Raw genomic sequence first — 18,130 nt, 5'->3', positions numbered from 1 at the left:
TCTCTCAGATCAAGGAAAAGCTACTAGAACATCATTTTCTATTTTTCCATCTTCATAAATAAGCGAGTAATCACTATTTATTTTTTTAATTTTGTTGATGATGTTATCTTTAAGAACTGATTTACCCCAACCATCTTGGGAAAATAGACGTAGATCGTCAATTAATATGGTGTGTGTTTTGATTGGATGATTAGCGATCGCGTCAAGTTCTTCATATAGAGGACAAGACTTTTCTCCCTCATAACCAAGTATAGTATGAGCATCTAGCCAAAAAGTAATATTAGAATCTATGTTACTAATCACCTTTGGTAAACAATACAATGAGTCACCTAAAATTATTTCTACAGTTCCTCTATCGATTTCTGTCTTAAATCTTTGTACTGCATTATTATAAAACTCTTCGGCAACTTCAATACTATATATTTTTTGGAAACCTGATGCTAAAGCAAGAGCAATTCCGTCACCTTTATAGGTTCCTGTTTCAACAAATACAGGATTGATATACTTGGCTAAATCAAACTTAATTGGCATAATTTTAATCTCCTATAGGTTTTGTATTTGATTTGTGAACATAGGATTAATGGGAACAGCGGATCTGGGAACAGGTATAGCAGAAGTCAGAAGTCAGAAGTCAGAAGTCAGAAGTCAGAAGTCAGAAGTCAGAAGTCAGAAGTCAGAAGTCAGAAGTCAGAAGTCAAACTCTTGCGCTTACTTTGGGTGTGAGACTAATGTCGATGTCCTAACTGCCCTGGCGACTGCTATAATACAAAATTTTGCGTAGGGTGCGTTAGGGGGTTCCTCATTTTCCGCCTCGTAGCCAGGGTTAGGTTGCTGCCCGTAACGCACCACCGGGTCAAACAGAAGTCAGAAGTCAGAAGTCAGAAGTCAGAAGTCAGAAGTCAGAAGTCAGAAGTCAAACTCTTACGCTTACTTTGGGTGTGAGACTAATGTCGATGTCCTAACTGCCCTGGCGACTGCTATAATACAAAATTTTGCGTAGGGTGCGTTAGGGGGTTCCTCATTTTCCGCCTCGTAGCCAGGGTTAGGTTGCTGCCCGTAACGCACCACCGGGTCAAACAGAAGTCAGAAGTCAGAAGTCAGAAGTCAAACTCTTGCGCTTACTTTGGGTGTGAGACTAATGTCGATGTCCTAACTGCCCTGGCGACTGCTATAATACAAAATTTTGCGTAGGGTGCGTTAGGGGGTTCCTCATTTTCCGCCTCGTAGCCAGGGTTAGGTTGCTGCCCGTAACGCACCACCGGGTCAAACAGCTTTAATGAGATGCACCCGGGTGCGTTAGGGGGTTCCTCATTTTCCGCCTCGTAGCCAGGGTTAGGTTGCTGCCCGTAACGCACCACCGGGTCAAACAGCTTTAATGAGATGCACCAGGCGAATTTAATTCTTAATGGGTCAAGGGCACCGGTGTAGCTCATAGTTATGAAAAACCTTGTAAGCGTCAAGAATACTTACGGATAAACTAAAGGAATATTTCCCAGAGCGGCAGCATATTCACTAAAGCTTGAATAATAAGAGCCGAGAATTTTTTGGCATTTAGAAAGCAAATATAAATCTATCAGAGAATTTTCTACAGAAGTTTGGCGCTTTTGTGAATCATCGAAAGTTTGACAATAGCTAATTATTTGGTCTGGAAATTGCTCGGAGATTAACGTTTTTGTCCCTTCGTTATCTGTAGCTAAGAAAAAGTTAGAGCATCCATTAGCTATTTCTTTTTCTATAGCTCTGATAAACTTATCATCTGAAGAAAAGTGTGACTCTAATCCTCTAGACTTTAGGTGCTTCCATAGGTCTGTGCGTCTAATATGTATCCCAATCATGTCGTTTTGCCAATACTTTTCCACAAATTTTTCTATTTCCTGAAGCAAGTTATCTTTAAGTTTCATTTGCCTGACAAATTTTAAGTAATGTTTTCTAAATGTTTCATGATCTATACTATCCTCAAGATACCTCTGGTGAATTGAATGCCATTTGTGTTCAGTTACATACAAGATGTTGCAAGAATCTTCATTTCTCAACAATTTTAGGATTGATTGAGGAGATATAGTTTCACATACAGTTTCACAAATGTCTTCAAAATAACAGTTACAAGCTTCCTCTGGATGCCAGCACATCAGTAGGGGAATATCCCAAAAGTAGCTCAAACAAAGGTAGGCGCATAAAGCACGCAAGCGGTTGCAAAGACCGCCTATTGCTGCATAGAAAATAATTTTTTTATAGGGCGGTTGATTAATTGTGGCAATAGAGGCAGCTTGATAGACCGCTTCTCTAATATACTTAGCAGCATCTAATGTACTAACATTAGATGTCAAATCAATGCTTTTTTGGTAAGCCTGTAATGCCTCTGCTATTTTACCTTGCTCTTTTAATCGATCGCCTTGTTCAAAATAAAAATTATTTGTCATTTTTTTCGATTCAATTATCATAGCAAAGTAAATTATAGGTATTATAAATAGTCCAAGGCAGAGAGGATATGGCCAAACTTTTGGTTTAGAGTATCTATAGTTTCAGGTTTAAGATTATTTTTGAAATCTCCAGAAATCATTTTACGTCTGTGAGTATTGGGGTCTGCATTTTGGGGATTTACTTCATCAGATAATTGCTTAGACAAGCCGCTTATATCTTGTGAATAAAGTTGAAAAGGTTGAACAAACAAGGTTAACCAACTATCAAAATTATATACCATATCTTCATACTTGAGTAGGTTAACATTAGGATGACCAATAAAGTGATTTAGATATTTTTCATATCTGTCAAGGTACTCATCACTGAATGAAATAACAAACTTATCTATTCCCCAAGAAAGCCACTCGTCTCGCTTCGATTGATCGAACCCTTTGTGAATTTTTGTCCAAGAAAAGAACATTGAATTCAGACCATCTCTGGGGTCTCGTAGGTGTAGGTTTACAAAACAGCTATCTAAGTCTATCTCTAGGGGATAACGCATAGGGCCAATACACCCTGTATCTATAGAATTAAACTTAGCAAGGGCTTCCTGGCAAAAATTTTCCCTAGGTGGTCGAAAATAGAATAAACTATCACTTAACTGTTTATTATTGGGAGAATAGTAATTAATTTTAGCCAAAGCACTGGCTTCTATAGTTATTTGGTGCAAGAACATTGAAGCGGCTTTATGTACTGTAAAAACAGCTATTTTTGTGATTGGTTTAATCATTTAGACGATAATTTAACTGCTTATGAAAAGTGATAAACCCCTTTAATTTAAATCTTTTAAATTATTGATTAAATCATAATCCAGGCTAGAATTTGTTTTGATTTATTTTTTTATAAACTCCTCCACACTATCTGAAGCCGATGGGCATTAAGTGACTACTCCCACATCAAATCAAAGATTATGATGTGGGCTTCTCAAATTCACAAATGAGACTTGCTGTTCCTCAATATCCTGTATTGATTTACCGCAGCCATTGAGCGGCAGTCCAACCGCCAATAATCCACGATTCAAAATGTTGATACCACTGTTCCAATCACGTTCGCGCAGCGTCGGCTTCGCCGAATCGATTTTGATATTACAGCTCGAACAACAATGAACGCGATCGCTTAAACTTTTCTCGACCCTGGAACCGCAATTAAAACACTCAATGCTTGTACCTCGTGGGTTGACTTCCTGGACTAACAAACCGCGTTTGACCGCCACTGCTTGTAATATCTCCAAAAAAGCTCCCCAAGCTGCATCATTTATTGACTTTGCTAACCTAGTTCGAGCCAGCCCTTTGATGTTTAAATTTTCGTGAGAAATTAGGTCGTACTTACCGCACAACCAATGAGCCACCTGATAATGAAACTCTTTCCGACAACGAGTCAGATAAAGGTGCATTAAGGCTACTTTGTGCTTGGCTTTTTTCCAGTTATTAGAGCCCTTAACACGACGCGACATTACTTTTTGAGCTTTAGCCAGTCTGTCTTGAGCATTCCTATAAAACTGCGGGATAGGTACTGCTTCACCGTCAGACGTGGTCAAAAACTTCTCTAAGCCAACATCAATTCCGACGGCAGACTTGACAGAGCCAATAGGCAAAAGTTCGGGAACTGTATCATCTTTCATTGAGATACAGCCGTACCAGCCATCGGCCTTCTTGACAATAGTGCATTGCTTAAGGGTAAAGCCAATGGGTAATGACCGATGCATTACGACAGGTATTGATCCAATTCTGCTTAGTTTTAAAATCCCATCAGCCAGGTGTGCTCCCGCCTTTGAACTATTGATCCTAGGAAAAACGAATGATCGAAGTTCTCCCGCTTTCTTGAATCGAGGTCTACCACCACGTTTACCATTAGCGTCAGGCTTCCTCCATCTATCCCACGCTTTATTGAGTCGTTGCAAGTTGACTTGCTGAGTTTCTGCATAGATTTGCTTGTACTCAGGAAACAGTCGCTTAGTTTCCTTGAGAGCCGCTTGTTGAGTGTAATAGTTGACCACTTCTGGAATAACACCGATCGGCTCACTAATCAAGCTACATCTATCAATCGGTGAGCGAGTCCGATTGAGCCAATCAAGTCGTTGCCCTAGAGCATAGTTCCAGTGACGACGCAACAATTCAAGCCACCTTTCCATGATGGCTATCTGTTCGGGACTTGGTTTGATTTTGTAGCAGTACGTTAATATCACAATGCTATTGTACCACTTACGTTCGCGAAGCGTGGCCTCTGGCCAATCTGTTGAGAACTTCCAGACGCTGTCGGGCAATTCCCCTCCCGTTAAATCGGAGATTATAACGGGAGACCCCTTGCCCGTTTAATTGGGATATGGGTTTGGTAGTCCAGAAGAGGGCGCTGACACTCCACTGGACTGGGCTGGAAACACTTAGCTGCTCCATAAAATTGGTTCCTAAAAAAGATGATACATCAAAATTGGAAAGTTTCAAGTCAAGACTCATCCACAAAAAAATTCCCCGGCTTCTAGGCACCGGGTACATCTCACTGTCTTGATGGCAAGGGCGAGTGGGGGGAACCTCACAGGGGTAGGTTTTTTACAAAGGGGCGAGTAAGTACTTTTATTGTCAAGATCCAGAGCACGAGTGGGGGAAATATTGTCAAGATCCAGAGCGCGAGTGGGGGAAACCACGGCAGTTCCATCAAGACAATGATGATTAATAACGACAAATTAAGTACATTGTCAGCCATGCAAAGCGCGAGTGGGGGAAACCCCCTGTTCCGAAGCTGCATCGCTTTCTTATCCGCCACACCCGGTCACCCCACGCCCCACACCCCACACCTGAGGTCAAAGTAAAAACCTACCCTTATGAGGGGTTAGGGGTGGGTTCCTCTTCCCTCTTCCCTGCTCCCTGCTCCCTGCTCCCTGCTCCCTGCTCCCTAAAACCCAGAGATTTGTACCTCATGGGTATAAGACTTGCTATATATTAACAGACATCCGAAAAAAAACCTAGGGACTTTGGATCCAAAGTCCCTAGAATGCTGTAATCTCTGAAGATTTAGAGGTTAAGTAATCACCTCTCCAGAAATTAAATGTTTGCCCTTATTTTACAGGGGTTTCAACCTCATTTTTGGAGTTATCTATTTCCTACCTCCATTTCTTAGTCATTTACTTCTTCTACTGTTTATCTACTGTTGGCATAATACCTGCTTTCTCATACCCGTCTGGATTTACCACTTTGATATTATTCATCATGCCACGATCTTCATGTCCTAGTATATGGCAGTGATAAACAAATACACCAGTAATGAATGGATTTACAAAGGGAATACGAACTGTAGTTACGCTGTTTGCAGGTAAGTTAATTACATCTCGATATCCTTGGGGTTTTAGTTTATATTCTTTTCCTGGCTCACCATTAGGAAGAGGATCTTTTGCTTCTTGACAACTTTCTACGTCGTAGTTATTATACTTTCCATTAAAAGCATCTGCTGTAAGATCTTGAGCGAGCGTCACCTTAGTAACTACGAAATCAAGCTGGTGTATGTGGAAAACGTGGGCTAAAGTATCTGCATTGACCAAATGCCACTCTTCTAAATCTCCTGTCCGGGAAATTTTATCAATCCGGATTCCATCAAATAATTCTTTGATTTTGTTTGTATCAATTGCTTGGCTTATCTCGCCATCAACATGTGCTTCTGCTTCTGTCTCAAATCCTTTTAGAAAATACTTACTCCCACCTTCTCTGCTGAAATAGAAGTAACGTTTCTTGGTAAGTGGGTCTCTGTACATATCAGCCGGTGGAGTTATGCACCTTTTTTTTCCATCATTTTCTTTCCCATCGTAAGGAACCTGACTATCATACACAATTTTATTACCATTTTCATCAATTCTATAAGCATAATGATCATACTTATCTGGACAATTTTCTAGAGTGTCTGCCATTATTGCTTCAGAAGGTGGCAATATCTTGTCTTGATAATTTGGCGGTCCTTGGAGGTAAGTGTATAAATCACTACCGCCTGTGCATACTACCGACGATAGATTTAAATTATCATAGCAAACTTTGTCGCCCTCTACCTCAACAGTTGCTAACAATTGGCTTTTTCCGCCAGCCCACTTTTGACCTTCAGTCAAATTGGTGCTAAAGTCTGAAACAAGATAATATTCACTACTTACTTCACCTCCTACTACAAGAAGTTCGACCCGAGCAGCAGGTGGCAATAGAACTGAGTTAGTTTGGAATGGTTTTTCAACAACATCACCATCACGGGCCAAAACAATAAAATTTGCTTCCCCATTGGGTTCAGCAAAACTAGGAGTTTCTAGAACATAGTGACCATCTTGCCATTGCCTAGTACCTTTTTCTAGGGCAATGTTCATGTATTGATTGGAGCCTGAATTAGCAATGCGCCATAATTGAACCTCTCCAGGTCTAATTGTTATTTTAGGGTTGACTTGACCATTGAGAGTGAAACACTTCGGATTATTTCCATTTAAAACATTATTAAAATCCTTGAACATCATCACCTTTTGATTGACAGTAAAATCCTCAGGTTCATTGTCCGGAGTTATAACCACACCAATCAATCCTTGCGGGTTCCCTAGATTTAGAAAGTTGTAATAATCATCCATCCCCTTGATAATTATTCCACCGGAGAGACCACCCTGAACCTGTTGCTGGCTCATTGAGTGGGCGTGGGAATGGTACCAAAACAGTCCTGACTGATGAACGACTGGCATCTTGACTGTCATTTTGTACTCACTTATTGGACCACCATATTGAGGCTCCTGTGGATTATCTCCCGGATAATAACCGCCTTCAGTAGAACCAGGAGTTATATTAGAATGAACATCCACTAAAACATCATCAGAACCTAGTAAAGGTGATACGTTGAAGCCATGATAATGAAGGTTAGTGTATTGAGATTGGTTCTCTAAATTTTCTTTTGTTTGTGGTAGACTCCCCGCCAATGGAACTCTTACTGGTAAATTATTTGTCAGTTCTAGGTCAAAGGAGTTAAGAGTAACATTGCTGTTATCGAAAGTACCACTCTGAACAAATTCACCAGGAGATGTCACTATAGTTGGTGGGTTATAGGTTCCAACCATATTGCCAGGAGGACTTGTTGGATTATAGTCTGCTATTTCAATTTGTGCAGGTTTACCAGTATCTCTAACAATAGTTTTTCGATTGCCATCTTTGTCATAGAAAGTAGTCTTGTAGAGGTAGCCATCGTATTTATAACCATTGAGTCGAGTTCTATCTACATCCAGGTATAATTCGTCCTGAACTGCATTTAAAGTAACTCCCTGTCTAGGATATTGAGTATCCGTATCATTTGTGTATGCAAAGGGTGGATTTTTAAAATCAGGCTGACTTACCTCATTCAGGTAGTCTGAAGTTATTACTGAACATGAATCAACCAGATCAACAACATCCTCAGCCTCAGCGACAGCTTTCCCTGTAAAGGTACTGACAGCCATAAGCGTGCTCACTAAGAACACAATCAGTACCCTGCGTAGGAACAGGAATAAATGGTTCATAAATTCATTACCGAAAGAATAGTTCACAAAAGTGAGTATGACAGCCTGTCAGTATTGAAATCAAGTTTTTGTTATAAAAGTTTACATTAGCGGGAATCGGGAATCGGGAATCGGGAATCGGGAATCGGGAATCGGGAATCGGGAGTCGGGAGTCGGGAATCGGAACCCACCCCTAACCCCTCCCAGGAGGGGAACGGGAGTCGGGAGTCGGGAATCGGGAGTCGGGAGTCGGGAGTCGGGAGTCGGGATATTTAGCCAAATCGCGCTGATACAACAAAAAAATGACCGCTGTGAGCTATTATCTTCTCTTATCTTCTTTTATCTCTTCTTAGCTTCCCACAATTCCCACAATCCCCGCCCCCCACACTTTCCTTCTTTTTTACAAAGAAATGCACCCCTTTTGATTAACCATCGCCTCGGTATACCAAGCCAGTTCATTCATAAAAGATTCCAGCCTGGCTTTAAATCTCAAGTCAGACAAATTACCATTGTCATCAAATAATTCCTTCACCTTAGCAACAGGCAATTTATCTGGAATCGGTAACCCACCTAAAGCCAGGCAGACTAATCGTAACTGCGCCAAACAATCAAGTCCTCCAAATCTCCCAGAAGACACGGTACAAATACCAATAGGTTTATACTTTAAAGCCTGGGGTTCCAGATAATCCAGGGCATTTTTTAATACTCCAGGATAGCCATTTTTGTATTCAGGAGTAACCAGTAATATCCCATCTGCTTGACCCAGCTTGGCGCAAAACCGTAGGACATTATCAGGAGGATTTGAGCTATCCTGTAATCGCTCTTCTAACATGGGTAATTTATACTCACCCAGGTCAATCAGTTCAGTATCTATTCGGTCTTGCTCAATAAGTTCTCCTAAAATAAATTGCGCTACTTTGAGGCTTTCCCGACCAATGCGGCAACTCCCTAAAACCATAGGAATTTTTAGCTTGATTTTGCTTAATTCTTCCATTTTAAATTAGGGAGTATACTCCCATTATAACTATTCTAAGCTATCAGCTATCAGCTATCAGCTCTCAGCTCTCAGCTATCAGCTCTCAGCTTATGGGCTATGGGCACGCTACTTGAAGTACTTTTGAATAAAACAAGTAAGCATTAGTTTAATCTCTGTTACGTCAGCTGACGGCTGACCGCTGACGGCTGACGGCTGACGGCTGACCGCTGACCGCTGACCAACTATTCATCTACTTTGTAGTAAAACTCGCGACTGAGAAAATTAGGGCGTTCGCCATTCTTAAACTTGAGAAAAGTAGCAATAATGCACAAACCTTTATTAGTATTAGATGCTAATAATGCTTCCACTCCATCAAGATTGTATTGGGCACTGAAGCCTGTTTGACCGAGATTGTCTACATAGGTTGTTACCTCAATTTTGCCCCAATATTCTGGGGAATTACCACCATAAGCATCGATAAACACCTGCTCGCCCTGCTGAGTTATGGTAAATTTTTTAATCCACTCGGTTTGTTGATTAGAATTGATCCATGTACCGAGTATGGTACTTAAGTCAATTTGAGCATTGCCCTCGGCTTGAGAATTCTGAGTTTCACCGTAAACTTCCTGGGATTTCATCCTATTCACATCTCCTAAGATTGTTTTTGTCTCTTGGTAAGCATTCAGCCGTCAGCTGTCAGCCGTCAGCTTATTTTATTCAAGAGCTGATAGCTGTGAGCTGAGAGCTGATAGCTGAGAGCTGATAGCTGAGAGCTGATAGCTGAGAGCTGATAGCTGAATGCTTACGTCTCTTGTTTTTGGGGTTGACACCAGAAGACTATTACGTTCTTTACTAAAAACGGTGGAAAAATTCACGACCAAAGTGCTTAGGACGACCGCTACCATCTAAGTAGCGAGTATAGGATTGAATCACGATTATACCTAGTTTGTGATTGGAGACAAGAAGACTTTCTATTCCATCGAGACTATAAAGGGCATGGAATCCTGCTGCTATCAGGGGTGATTTACCAGCTCCGTAGGGTATAGCTTCCGCTTCTCCCCAATCAATTAACCCCCCATCACTAGCTCCATAAGCATTGATGATTAAACTACCATTGCGATCGCTCAGAATTACTTTCTTGATATAGTTAGTATCCCGTTTGGTATTAAACCATTCTCCCAGCAAAGATGAAAGATCTATAGAGTCATCCACAGATGGCCGTTCATCGGCTTTCATATATTTGGCAAATTGCTTGGTACTTTCCATAGTATTAATTGTGATTTGTGTTTAACAGGGAGCAGGGAGCAGGGAGCAGGGAGCAGGGAACATAGAAGAGGCAAGAGGCAAGAGGCAAGAGGCAAGAGGAACCCACCCCTAACCCCTCCCAGGAGGGGAAGGCAAGAGGCAAGCTAGCAAGAGGAACCCACCCCTAACCCCTCCCAGGAGGGGAAGGCAAGAGGCAAGAGGCAAGAGGCAAGAGGAACCCACCCCTAACCCCTCCCAGGAGGGGAAGGCAAGAGGCAAGAGGCAATAAATCCTAAGTTTTATTGGACAATAAAACCAGACCTCCTTTGTTTAATCTGAGTTACATCACAGCGTTGAAGCCTCTGCCACGGCTGAATGCTGACCGCTGACCGCTGACCGCTGACCGCTGACCGCTGACCGCTGACCGCTGACCGCTGACCGCTGACCGCTGACCGCTTACCCTTATCTAAAACAAACTTTTCACAAATCCCCCATCAACTTGAATACAGGTTCCTGTGATATAACTCGCTTTTTCCGAAGCCAGAAATACTGCTAAATTAGCGACTTCTTCTGCGGAAGCTGGGCGACGGAGGGGAACACTTTTCATCCATTGCTGGATCACTTGTTCCCGAGAACTACCCTGTCTTTTCGCCACTTCATCAGCCACTTCATAGAACTTATCCGTGACAGCAAAGGAAGGGCAGATACTATTAACCAGAATGTTATGCTGCCCCAATTCATTAGCAAGGGTTTTAGCATAAGCCACAACACTTGCTCGTTGGGAATGGGCAATCAGCATCCCTGGCTGTTTGGCGGCTACTGAAGTCACAAAAATTATCCTACCCCAAGACTGTTTTTTCATCAAAGGCAGCAACGCTTCAGCTATAGTCACCTGACTCATAAAGGTCAGATCGAATGATTGCTGCCAATCCTCCTGGTTTAGTTCATAGTGGCGCTTGTAGGGCATCCCACCCACGTTATTGACGACAATATCAATGGTGGAAAATTGATTGGTAATGCCCGTTAGCAATTGGGAGATACTCTCTTTTTGCTCAAGATCCACTGGGATAGGTGTAATGACTTGTCCCGTCTTGGCTTCTATGTCCTGGGCAGCCTTGAGTAAATTATCCTTATCTCTACTGCAAATTATCACTTGACACCCTTCAGCGGCCAAGCCCTCTGCGATCGCTCTACCCATGCCTCGACTCGATGCCGTCACTAAAGCGATTTTGCCTTTTAGTCCTAAATCCATAACTGAACTAATCCAGCATAATTACACCACTACGCAGCCCCCTAAATCCCCCAAGCGAGCAATCCCTCGCTCGGGGGGCTAGGGCGTGTTTTATTGCCTCGGAGATCCCCCGTTTCCCTTAAAAAAGGGGGACTTTGAGTATGGCTCCCCCCTTATTAAGGGGGGCTGGGGGGGATCATAATCTTGCGGAAAACTTTGAAAACACGCCCTAGGGGGGCAAAATTCAGTATCAAAAAACTTGGGAGATATCCTCTTAGTCATAGCTTACTTTTGACTTCTGACTTCTAACTTCTGTATGTAATAGGAGGACTATTTCCAGGTAATTCTTGGTATTTATCGGCAAAACCCATAAGTATAACCATCCTTTCTGTGAACTCTGAGTAAATTCTTGACGTGCAAGCTTATCGCCTTTTTTCCGGGAACCGTGTAATTAAAGGAGTTGCTTTTGCTTCTGGGATTAACCCTCCCAAACTCCCCCGTCAAAAGGTTTTTAGCTATATCACCACGCTTTCCAACCTTTGATGGGTTTCAATGGGTTATGTCTAATGGGGTAGCCATATTTATTGAGCGCAGCTTTTTGCCTGCCTCCCTGTCCTTTGCAGGTAACTAGTAGCGGTTGAGAGGTTCTCAACACCAAAGCTTCAACGTCTCCAACACAAGCTGCATCAATCCAATGCTGCTTGGGTAGTCCCAACTTAGTCCGGTTGTATTTGGTCTGAGCACCCGTGCCAGTAACCACAGGTTTTATTTCCTTGAGTACCTTTACTACTTTGTTCCGAGTTGTATTGACCGCTGCTGCATCTCTCAATGGCGAAAGCGCCTTGTTTTTGATTTTTTGTAGCAAGCCTGGTTTCTTTTTTAGGAATTCTTCAATAGGTCTATTGCCTTTTCGTTGATTACATTTTTCACAAGCTAGACAAAGATTGCTGACCCGTTCGCGTAGCGTCGGCTTTGCCGAATCACTCCCTCCTTTGGATTTTGGGTGAATGTGCTCAATCTGTAGGGGAATATTTGGCTTGCCACAATAGGCGCACTCCCTCCCCCACTTCTCAAGTAAATATTCCCTCACCTCATACCCGGCTAGTTCACCTTGTTGGTATTCCACCCCATTGATTTCAGGATCCTGCATTTTTTGAGTGTCAAACTTGACTATTTCAATCCAAATCTCATTGACTGGACAAAACTTAGTTAGTCGTCTTACCCAGGTTTCAATAGTCAAAACCCTGTGTTCTAGGCTGGGAGCAATCCAACCCTCTGGACGCTTACGATTAAGAAATCTTGGCTTCCTGTAACGGGTATTGCGATTACGCCTCCCACCCCTAACGGCACTTCTAGATTCTAGTTTTTTCTTGATCAATCCTCCTCTGTGTTCTAGCTCCATTCCCCAAATAACTTGGTCGTCCTGGACTAGAGCAAACCCAGTCACCTTACTGCCTGGATCTATTTTGATTTGACAAGGGGAGATAGTCGGATTTGCGATTGCAGCCTTGAGGATAATCGTGAATGGATACATCCTAAAAACCGCAGCTTTTCCTTTATCTAACAATCGACGCGCTTTCTTGGGGGATATGGGGTTTAATGGTTGTTTGTCTGTGTCAATAACTAATACATAATTCTGCATTTTTAGTGCGTCTCAAATCGGTAATGTTTTCCTCGACCATGTTGTAATGGCTTGTCGTGTCAACCACACATTTTGCCTTCACCTTAATGGTTGACGATAGAGCTGGGAGCTGGAGTTCACTCCCAGGTATCATGACCAAAACAACGTAGGAAATTAATCCTTGGTCTGCAACCTAGTTAGGTAAATTTCCGAGTCTTGCCGGAAATTACCAAGGCTTTTACTAGGTGACTTGCGCTTCTAAAATCAACCGTTCTTTGTCTCCTGTCAGGGGACGGTGATAGATAAAACTTTCGTTCTCAACGGCTTCAAAACCAGCGCTAAGTAACTCCGAACGCAAATAATCTGCCGAAAACCAATAAAAGTCTTTGACCCTTGGGTGAGGATGTACAGGAGCGTTGATCACCGCTGCATCATTAGAAATCAGCAGAATACCCTGGTTAGACACTAACCAATCTCGTAAACGACTGAAGAGCTTGGTTAAACCCACTCCTGGTTTATATAAGTGTCCAACTACCCCATCACAGTAAATTAAATCAAAATTTTTGTGTTCCGGTTCCCACTGATTTATATCAGCAAAAACCACGGTCAATCCTTTGTTTCGCGCAATTTCAATGGCATCTTCATTCACATCATTGGCTATGACGTTATACCCTTTTTTATGTAAATCACTTTCCACAAAAGCGTTACCCGTGCCAATACTCAAGATATTGCTTGTGAGTTTGTAGTTAACCAAAGATTCAATTTTTTTGGTAATGAATTCTCGGTAGTTGGTGTCGTAAATTGTTGGTGTGATCGAGTCTTTATAGGCGTTTCCTTCTTCCCAGATAGTGTAAATACTTTTACCTTGCTCCCGGAGCTGGGAATAGTAATTGTCTGTGGATAGCTGTAAATTTTGGTTCATCTTCCTTTGGGATTCTTAGTATGTGCTAGGCTTCCCGTAAGCATTCAGGCGTCAGCGGTCAGCGGTCAGCGGTCAGCGGTCAGCGGTCAGCGGTCAGCGGTCAGCGGTCAGCGGTCAGCGGTCAGCCGTCAGCTTAAAATAAACCTATGCAGGCCTATGGCCACGCTAAGGGAACGGGAGAATTTAATATTGATAGAGAAGCATGAGAATTGAAAGTCTGGGTAAAAGCCCATTGCCCATAAGCTGAGAGCTGAGAGCTGTGAGCTGATAGCTGAGAGCTGATTGCTGATTGCTGATTGCTGATTGCTGATAGCTGATTGCTGTGAGCTGAATACTTACGGATTCCCTTATCCACGCTGACCATTGATGTATTCTGCTGTAATGGGATGTTGGGGATTCTGGAAGATTTGCTGAGCTGGGCCAAATTCAATTAAGCGTCCACAGCCAGACTGAACCCAAAATAACCCCACATAGTCTGCAATCCGTCGAGCTTGAGCCAGGTTGTGGGTGACAATCACCACAGTGTATTTCCCCCGCAAACTAGCAATCAAGTCTTCGACAACCCCACTAGAAATGGGGTCTAGGGCACTACAAGGCTCATCCATCAAAATAATTTCTGGAGCCAAGGCGAGGGTACGGGCAATGCAAAGACGTTGTTTTTGGCCTCCAGAGAGGCGCAATGCCGAGGCTGTAAGCCTATCCTTGACTTCGTCCCAGAGCTTAACATTTGTGAGCACCCTCTCAACAATTCCATTAATTTTCCGACGCTCTATAATACCATGCTCTTTCAACGGAAAAGCAATATTTTTCCAGATTGAGAATGGGAAAGGATTTGGTTTCTGCAAAACCATACCAATCCGACGGCGGAGAGCGATAGTATCAGTTTTAGGGTGAAGAATATTTGAATCACCCAACCAAACATTACCATAAACTAGGCACTTGGGGATGAGATCGGTTAAGCGATTAAGACAATACAAAAAGCTGGTCTTGCCACAACCAGATGGGCCAATCAAGGCAGTGATAGAACCCTGGGGAATTGACAAAGTGATATCGTCTAGGGCCTGTTTAGAGCCATAGAATAAATTGAGCCGATCCGTGCATAGGGTAGGAAAGCCCCAGTTGTCCATAGGAGGAGAGATGACTGGTTTTGCCTGGGATGAAAACTGACTCATTAATGTTAGTTACGATACATTTTTACTCCTGAAGACTGCGATCATGCCATTGCTTCCCTAGGTAAATCGCTGTGGTATTGATCAACAGGATAACTATAACTAATATCACAGCCGAGGCATAGGCATTATCATCCCCGCCAGGGACATTCATGGATAGCTCATAAATATGCAACGACAAAGCCCTTCCAGAATCAAATAAAGAGGTAGGTGTGCGATCGACATAGCCACTGGTGTAAATCAACGCCGCTGTTTCAGCGATTACCCTCCCAATTCCCAAAATTAAGCCTGCTACTAAACTGGGAACAGCAGCAGGTAACAACAGATTTGTGAGGGTGCTAGTGCGTGAGATTCCCAAGGATGCAGCCCCCAAACGGTATTCTTCAGGAACAGCCCGCAGCCCTTCTTCAATAGAACGAATCAAGATCGGCAGCACCATACAGGCTAAGGTCAATCCTCCAGACAGGATAGAGAAGCCAAGACCAAGGGTAACACAGAAGAAGGCATTGCCAAACAAACCAAAGACAATCGAAGGAACTCCTGCCAACATATCCAAACTGCGTCGCACCAACCGACTAAATAAGTTATTGGTGGCGGTAAATTCAGCTAACAGGATGGCAGTTCCCAACCCCAGGGGCAGGGCTACTGCCAGGCAAACCCCTAAAATCAATGCCGTTGAAACCAATATGGAGGCAATACCTCCTTCGCGACCAGCATTTTCAGGGTCTGTGGTCAGGAATTCCCAAGATAAATGGCTAGATCCATACCAAACCAAATGCCCCAGAATTATCGCTAAACTAGCGGCGACGGACAAAGCAACGAACCAGACAATGATGCTCAACACTCGGTCTCGATAAGCAATCTTGCTCCGATGCCGATGATTGCGAGAGTCACTCAAAAATTTCCGTTTTTTAGAGCCTTTAGAAGGATGTGTTGCATGAGAGTGAGAAGAAAAGAGAGCCATGGAAGCTGACACTGCAATAACTCTGTAGTGGATGGTTACCCAACTCAGGGGCAATTATACTAGTAAATGTGTTTTTCTTCTGCGATCGCTTCTGCCAAGAGCGCCAGAAACAGACTAACTGCCAGCAACAACAATCCAGTTACAAACAGGGATGAACGATGATTGCCCAGGGCAAAAGCCATTTCCAAAGCAATGTTAGCGGGTAAGGTGCGAATCGGAGCGAACAGTGTATCTGGAATCTGAGGCACATTACCACAGACCATTAACACCAGCATCGTTTCCCCAAGGGCTCGTCCAATGCCTAGGATAATGCCAGTAAATACCCCCAGTCGCGCAGCCGGTAGCATGATGCCCAAAATCGTCCCCCAACGGGACAATCCTAGGGAAGCGGCTCCCTGCCAATAAACTTGGTTCATCTCTGCTAACGTCGCGTCCACGGTCAGGGCAATAGTAGGAATAATCAGTAGAGCTAACATTAGTACTCCTGCTAGTAAACTGGTTCCTGGTGGATGGAGGCGATTAATCAGTGGCACTAACACGACCAGTCCCCATAGTCCATAAATTACTCCCGGAAATCCCGCCATTAACTCCAGTAAGCGACGGTAGAAACTAGCGAGGAAAGGAGGAGCGTAATAGTGGCAGAACAAAGCCGACAAAATCCCAACGGGAGCCGCTAGCACTACTGCTCCTGTTACCACCAATAGGGTACCCACCAACATTGGGGTGAGGTTATAGAATCCTTGAGCGGGACTCCAGCTAGCATCGGTCAAAAAGGCTAATATCCCGATTTCATCAAGAATCGGTAAGGATTCAATGATCAAGAACCCTGTAATAATCACAACGAGTATACCTACCACAGAGGCAATTCCTCGTACAGTCCACCCTAAAAACCGATCAATTTTTCGGGGGCACAAATTTTTGTAGCCGAACGATATCATAATTTTCTTCACCCTGAACAAATGTGATGAACTGCTTTGCTAGTCCAGTGGGGTTTCCTTTTGTCACCAGAGTTAATTGCCGAAGCAAGGGAAAACTGCCATTAGCGACTGCTTCACTGGTTGCTTCAACGCCATCCAGTGCCAGAAGCTTGATGGATATACCCTCCTGCATACTATATTCCGCAGCACCAATGGAGACGTATCCAATAGCATTGGGATTACCTGCAACAGTTTTTATGCCTTGTTGATTATCCCCAATTACCACATCCGCCTTCACCTGTGAGTTATTCACTCCAAAGTATTCCAGAAATTTCTTTAGTGTTGAGTGTCCTTCTGCTCTGTGGACAAAGGTGATCGGGGCATCATTTTTATTTAAGCTTTGCCAATTTTTGATTTGACCAGTGCTGATGGCCTTAACCTGTTTCCTAGTGATTTCTGTTAAGGGGTTATCACCATGAACAATGATGCTAATTCCATCCCGTCCAAGCACAAAAACTTCCATCCCAACGGCTTCATCTTCTGTCAGAGTCCGAGAAACCATACCAATATCAGAAAGTCCTTGTTGCACATCTGCTAGTCCACGAGACGAACCACCCGTTTGTACATCAATACGAATCCCTGGATTTTGCTCTTCAAATCTTTTACCCAAAGCTGAAACTAAAGGAGCAACAGTACTTGCTCCTGTTAAGATTAGCTTTTGTTGCCCAGACCCAACCTCAGGAGATTGAGTACAACTCTGCAAATATAGGCACAGAAGCAGGATAAACGAACCTAGTCTAAATTTCATCAATTTGTTATTGAGTAGCAAGGTGTCAGACCAAGTAAATAATCATAAATTATAAGTTTACATCGGTGGTGGGTTAGCACCCAATATATCCCTGTCGGTGGGCAGTGCCGATTCAACCGATCAAAAGCGTTGGAATTGCTGTTATGCACTGCCCAGCCTAGGATAATTTACGATTAATTTTCTCGATAATATATCCCTGTCGGTGGGCAGTGCCGATTCAACCGATTAAAAGCGTTGGAATTGCTCTTAGGAACTGCCCACCCTACGATAATTTACTGTATTGATTATGCGATCGCGCTTTCCCACAGCGATCGCTAATTTCCCAGCTAAACCCCAACTGG

18 protein-coding genes are annotated in these 18,130 nt (G+C 43.1%); 2 read left to right on the top strand and 16 right to left on the bottom strand.

Annotated features, from left to right (window positions below; translation table 11 throughout):
- Nucleotides 1–9: 9 nt before the first annotated feature.
- Nucleotides 10–531 carry a class I SAM-dependent methyltransferase gene (locus LYNGBM3L_RS20195; protein WP_008187204.1) on the bottom strand — a complete coding sequence of 174 codons (522 nt, stop codon included), beginning with the start codon at nt 529–531 and terminating at the stop codon, nt 10–12.
- A 34-nt stretch (nt 532–565) separates the two neighbouring features.
- On the opposite strand from LYNGBM3L_RS20195, the gene LYNGBM3L_RS45955 reads away from it, so the two are divergent.
- The gene (locus LYNGBM3L_RS45955) at nt 566–781 is read left to right on the top strand and encodes a hypothetical protein (RefSeq protein WP_131827137.1); all 216 of its coding nucleotides are present in this window, start codon (nt 566–568) and stop codon (nt 779–781) included.
- A gap of 337 nt (nt 782–1,118) precedes the next feature.
- On the opposite strand, the gene LYNGBM3L_RS20185 is transcribed toward LYNGBM3L_RS45955, so the two are convergent.
- From LYNGBM3L_RS20185 to LYNGBM3L_RS20130, 11 genes are all read right to left on the bottom strand, one after another.
- Nucleotides 1,119–1,433 (bottom strand): hypothetical protein, encoded by a 315-nt coding sequence (locus LYNGBM3L_RS20185; RefSeq protein WP_008187200.1) that lies wholly within the window; start codon nt 1,431–1,433, stop codon nt 1,119–1,121.
- Between the two features lie 33 nt (nt 1,434–1,466).
- The gene (locus tag LYNGBM3L_RS20180; RefSeq protein WP_044494046.1) at nt 1,467–2,420 is read right to left on the bottom strand and encodes an O-fucosyltransferase family protein; all 954 of its coding nucleotides are present in this window, start codon (nt 2,418–2,420) and stop codon (nt 1,467–1,469) included.
- Nucleotides 2,421–2,461: 41 nt separating this feature from the next.
- Nucleotides 2,462–3,190: a hypothetical protein gene (locus LYNGBM3L_RS20175; RefSeq protein ID WP_008187195.1), complete on the bottom strand. Its 729-nt coding sequence runs from the start codon at nt 3,188–3,190 to the stop codon at nt 2,462–2,464.
- A 171-nt stretch (nt 3,191–3,361) separates the two neighbouring features.
- Nucleotides 3,362–4,591 (bottom strand): RNA-guided endonuclease InsQ/TnpB family protein, encoded by a 1,230-nt coding sequence (locus LYNGBM3L_RS20170; RefSeq protein ID WP_008187193.1) that lies wholly within the window; start codon nt 4,589–4,591, stop codon nt 3,362–3,364.
- A 996-nt stretch (nt 4,592–5,587) separates the two neighbouring features.
- Nucleotides 5,588–7,897 carry a multicopper oxidase family protein gene (locus LYNGBM3L_RS20160; protein WP_008187192.1) on the bottom strand — a complete coding sequence of 770 codons (2,310 nt, stop codon included), beginning with the start codon at nt 7,895–7,897 and terminating at the stop codon, nt 5,588–5,590.
- A 439-nt stretch (nt 7,898–8,336) separates the two neighbouring features.
- Nucleotides 8,337–8,930 (bottom strand): NADPH-dependent FMN reductase, encoded by a 594-nt coding sequence (locus LYNGBM3L_RS20155; RefSeq protein ID WP_008187190.1) that lies wholly within the window; start codon nt 8,928–8,930, stop codon nt 8,337–8,339.
- A 224-nt stretch (nt 8,931–9,154) separates the two neighbouring features.
- Nucleotides 9,155–9,550: a hypothetical protein gene (locus tag LYNGBM3L_RS20150; RefSeq protein WP_008187188.1), complete on the bottom strand. Its 396-nt coding sequence runs from the start codon at nt 9,548–9,550 to the stop codon at nt 9,155–9,157.
- 214 nt (nt 9,551–9,764) lie between these two features.
- On the bottom strand, nt 9,765–10,178 hold the full coding sequence (locus LYNGBM3L_RS20145; RefSeq protein ID WP_008187185.1) for a hypothetical protein: 414 nt from the start codon (nt 10,176–10,178) through the stop codon (nt 9,765–9,767).
- A gap of 445 nt (nt 10,179–10,623) precedes the next feature.
- Nucleotides 10,624–11,409 carry an SDR family oxidoreductase gene (locus tag LYNGBM3L_RS20140; protein WP_008187183.1) on the bottom strand — a complete coding sequence of 262 codons (786 nt, stop codon included), beginning with the start codon at nt 11,407–11,409 and terminating at the stop codon, nt 10,624–10,626.
- Between the two features lie 499 nt (nt 11,410–11,908).
- Nucleotides 11,909–13,030, bottom strand: a complete 1,122-nt coding sequence (iscB, locus tag LYNGBM3L_RS20135; protein WP_008187181.1) for an RNA-guided endonuclease IscB — start codon at nt 13,028–13,030, stop codon at nt 11,909–11,911.
- Nucleotides 13,031–13,250: 220 nt separating this feature from the next.
- Nucleotides 13,251–13,931: a class I SAM-dependent methyltransferase gene (locus LYNGBM3L_RS20130; protein WP_008187180.1), complete on the bottom strand. Its 681-nt coding sequence runs from the start codon at nt 13,929–13,931 to the stop codon at nt 13,251–13,253.
- Here LYNGBM3L_RS20130 and LYNGBM3L_RS45950 point away from each other — a divergent pair.
- Complete coding sequence (locus LYNGBM3L_RS45950) at nt 13,923–14,144, top strand: hypothetical protein (RefSeq protein ID WP_131827136.1); 222 nt, start codon at nt 13,923–13,925, stop codon at nt 14,142–14,144. The two genes, LYNGBM3L_RS20130 and LYNGBM3L_RS45950, sit on opposite strands and share 9 nt — an antisense overlap.
- Before the next feature lie 134 nt (nt 14,145–14,278).
- On the opposite strand, the gene LYNGBM3L_RS20120 is transcribed toward LYNGBM3L_RS45950, so the two are convergent.
- From LYNGBM3L_RS20120 to LYNGBM3L_RS20105, 4 genes are read right to left on the bottom strand one after another with little or no spacing between them, the layout of a single operon-like run.
- A complete protein-coding gene (locus LYNGBM3L_RS20120) occupies nt 14,279–15,103 on the bottom strand; it encodes a phosphate ABC transporter ATP-binding protein (protein ID WP_008187177.1) in 825 nt (274 codons plus the stop codon).
- Between the two features lie 22 nt (nt 15,104–15,125).
- Nucleotides 15,126–16,064: a phosphate ABC transporter permease PstA gene (gene pstA, locus LYNGBM3L_RS20115; RefSeq protein ID WP_008187175.1), complete on the bottom strand. Its 939-nt coding sequence runs from the start codon at nt 16,062–16,064 to the stop codon at nt 15,126–15,128.
- Between the two features lie 59 nt (nt 16,065–16,123).
- Nucleotides 16,124–17,002, bottom strand: a complete 879-nt coding sequence (pstC, locus tag LYNGBM3L_RS20110) for a phosphate ABC transporter permease subunit PstC (RefSeq protein WP_044494041.1) — start codon at nt 17,000–17,002, stop codon at nt 16,124–16,126.
- Nucleotides 16,959–17,789, bottom strand: a complete 831-nt coding sequence (locus LYNGBM3L_RS20105; RefSeq protein WP_008187171.1) for a phosphate ABC transporter substrate-binding protein — start codon at nt 17,787–17,789, stop codon at nt 16,959–16,961. Before LYNGBM3L_RS20105 ends, pstC begins: the two co-directional genes overlap by 44 nt.
- Between the last annotated feature and the right edge of the window lie 341 nt (nt 17,790–18,130).

The organism is Moorena producens 3L (genome assembly GCF_000211815.1).
GTDB classification, from domain to species: domain Bacteria; phylum Cyanobacteriota; class Cyanobacteriia; order Cyanobacteriales; family Coleofasciculaceae; genus Moorena; species Moorena producens.
This window is presented reverse-complemented; position numbering and strand designations above follow the sequence as displayed.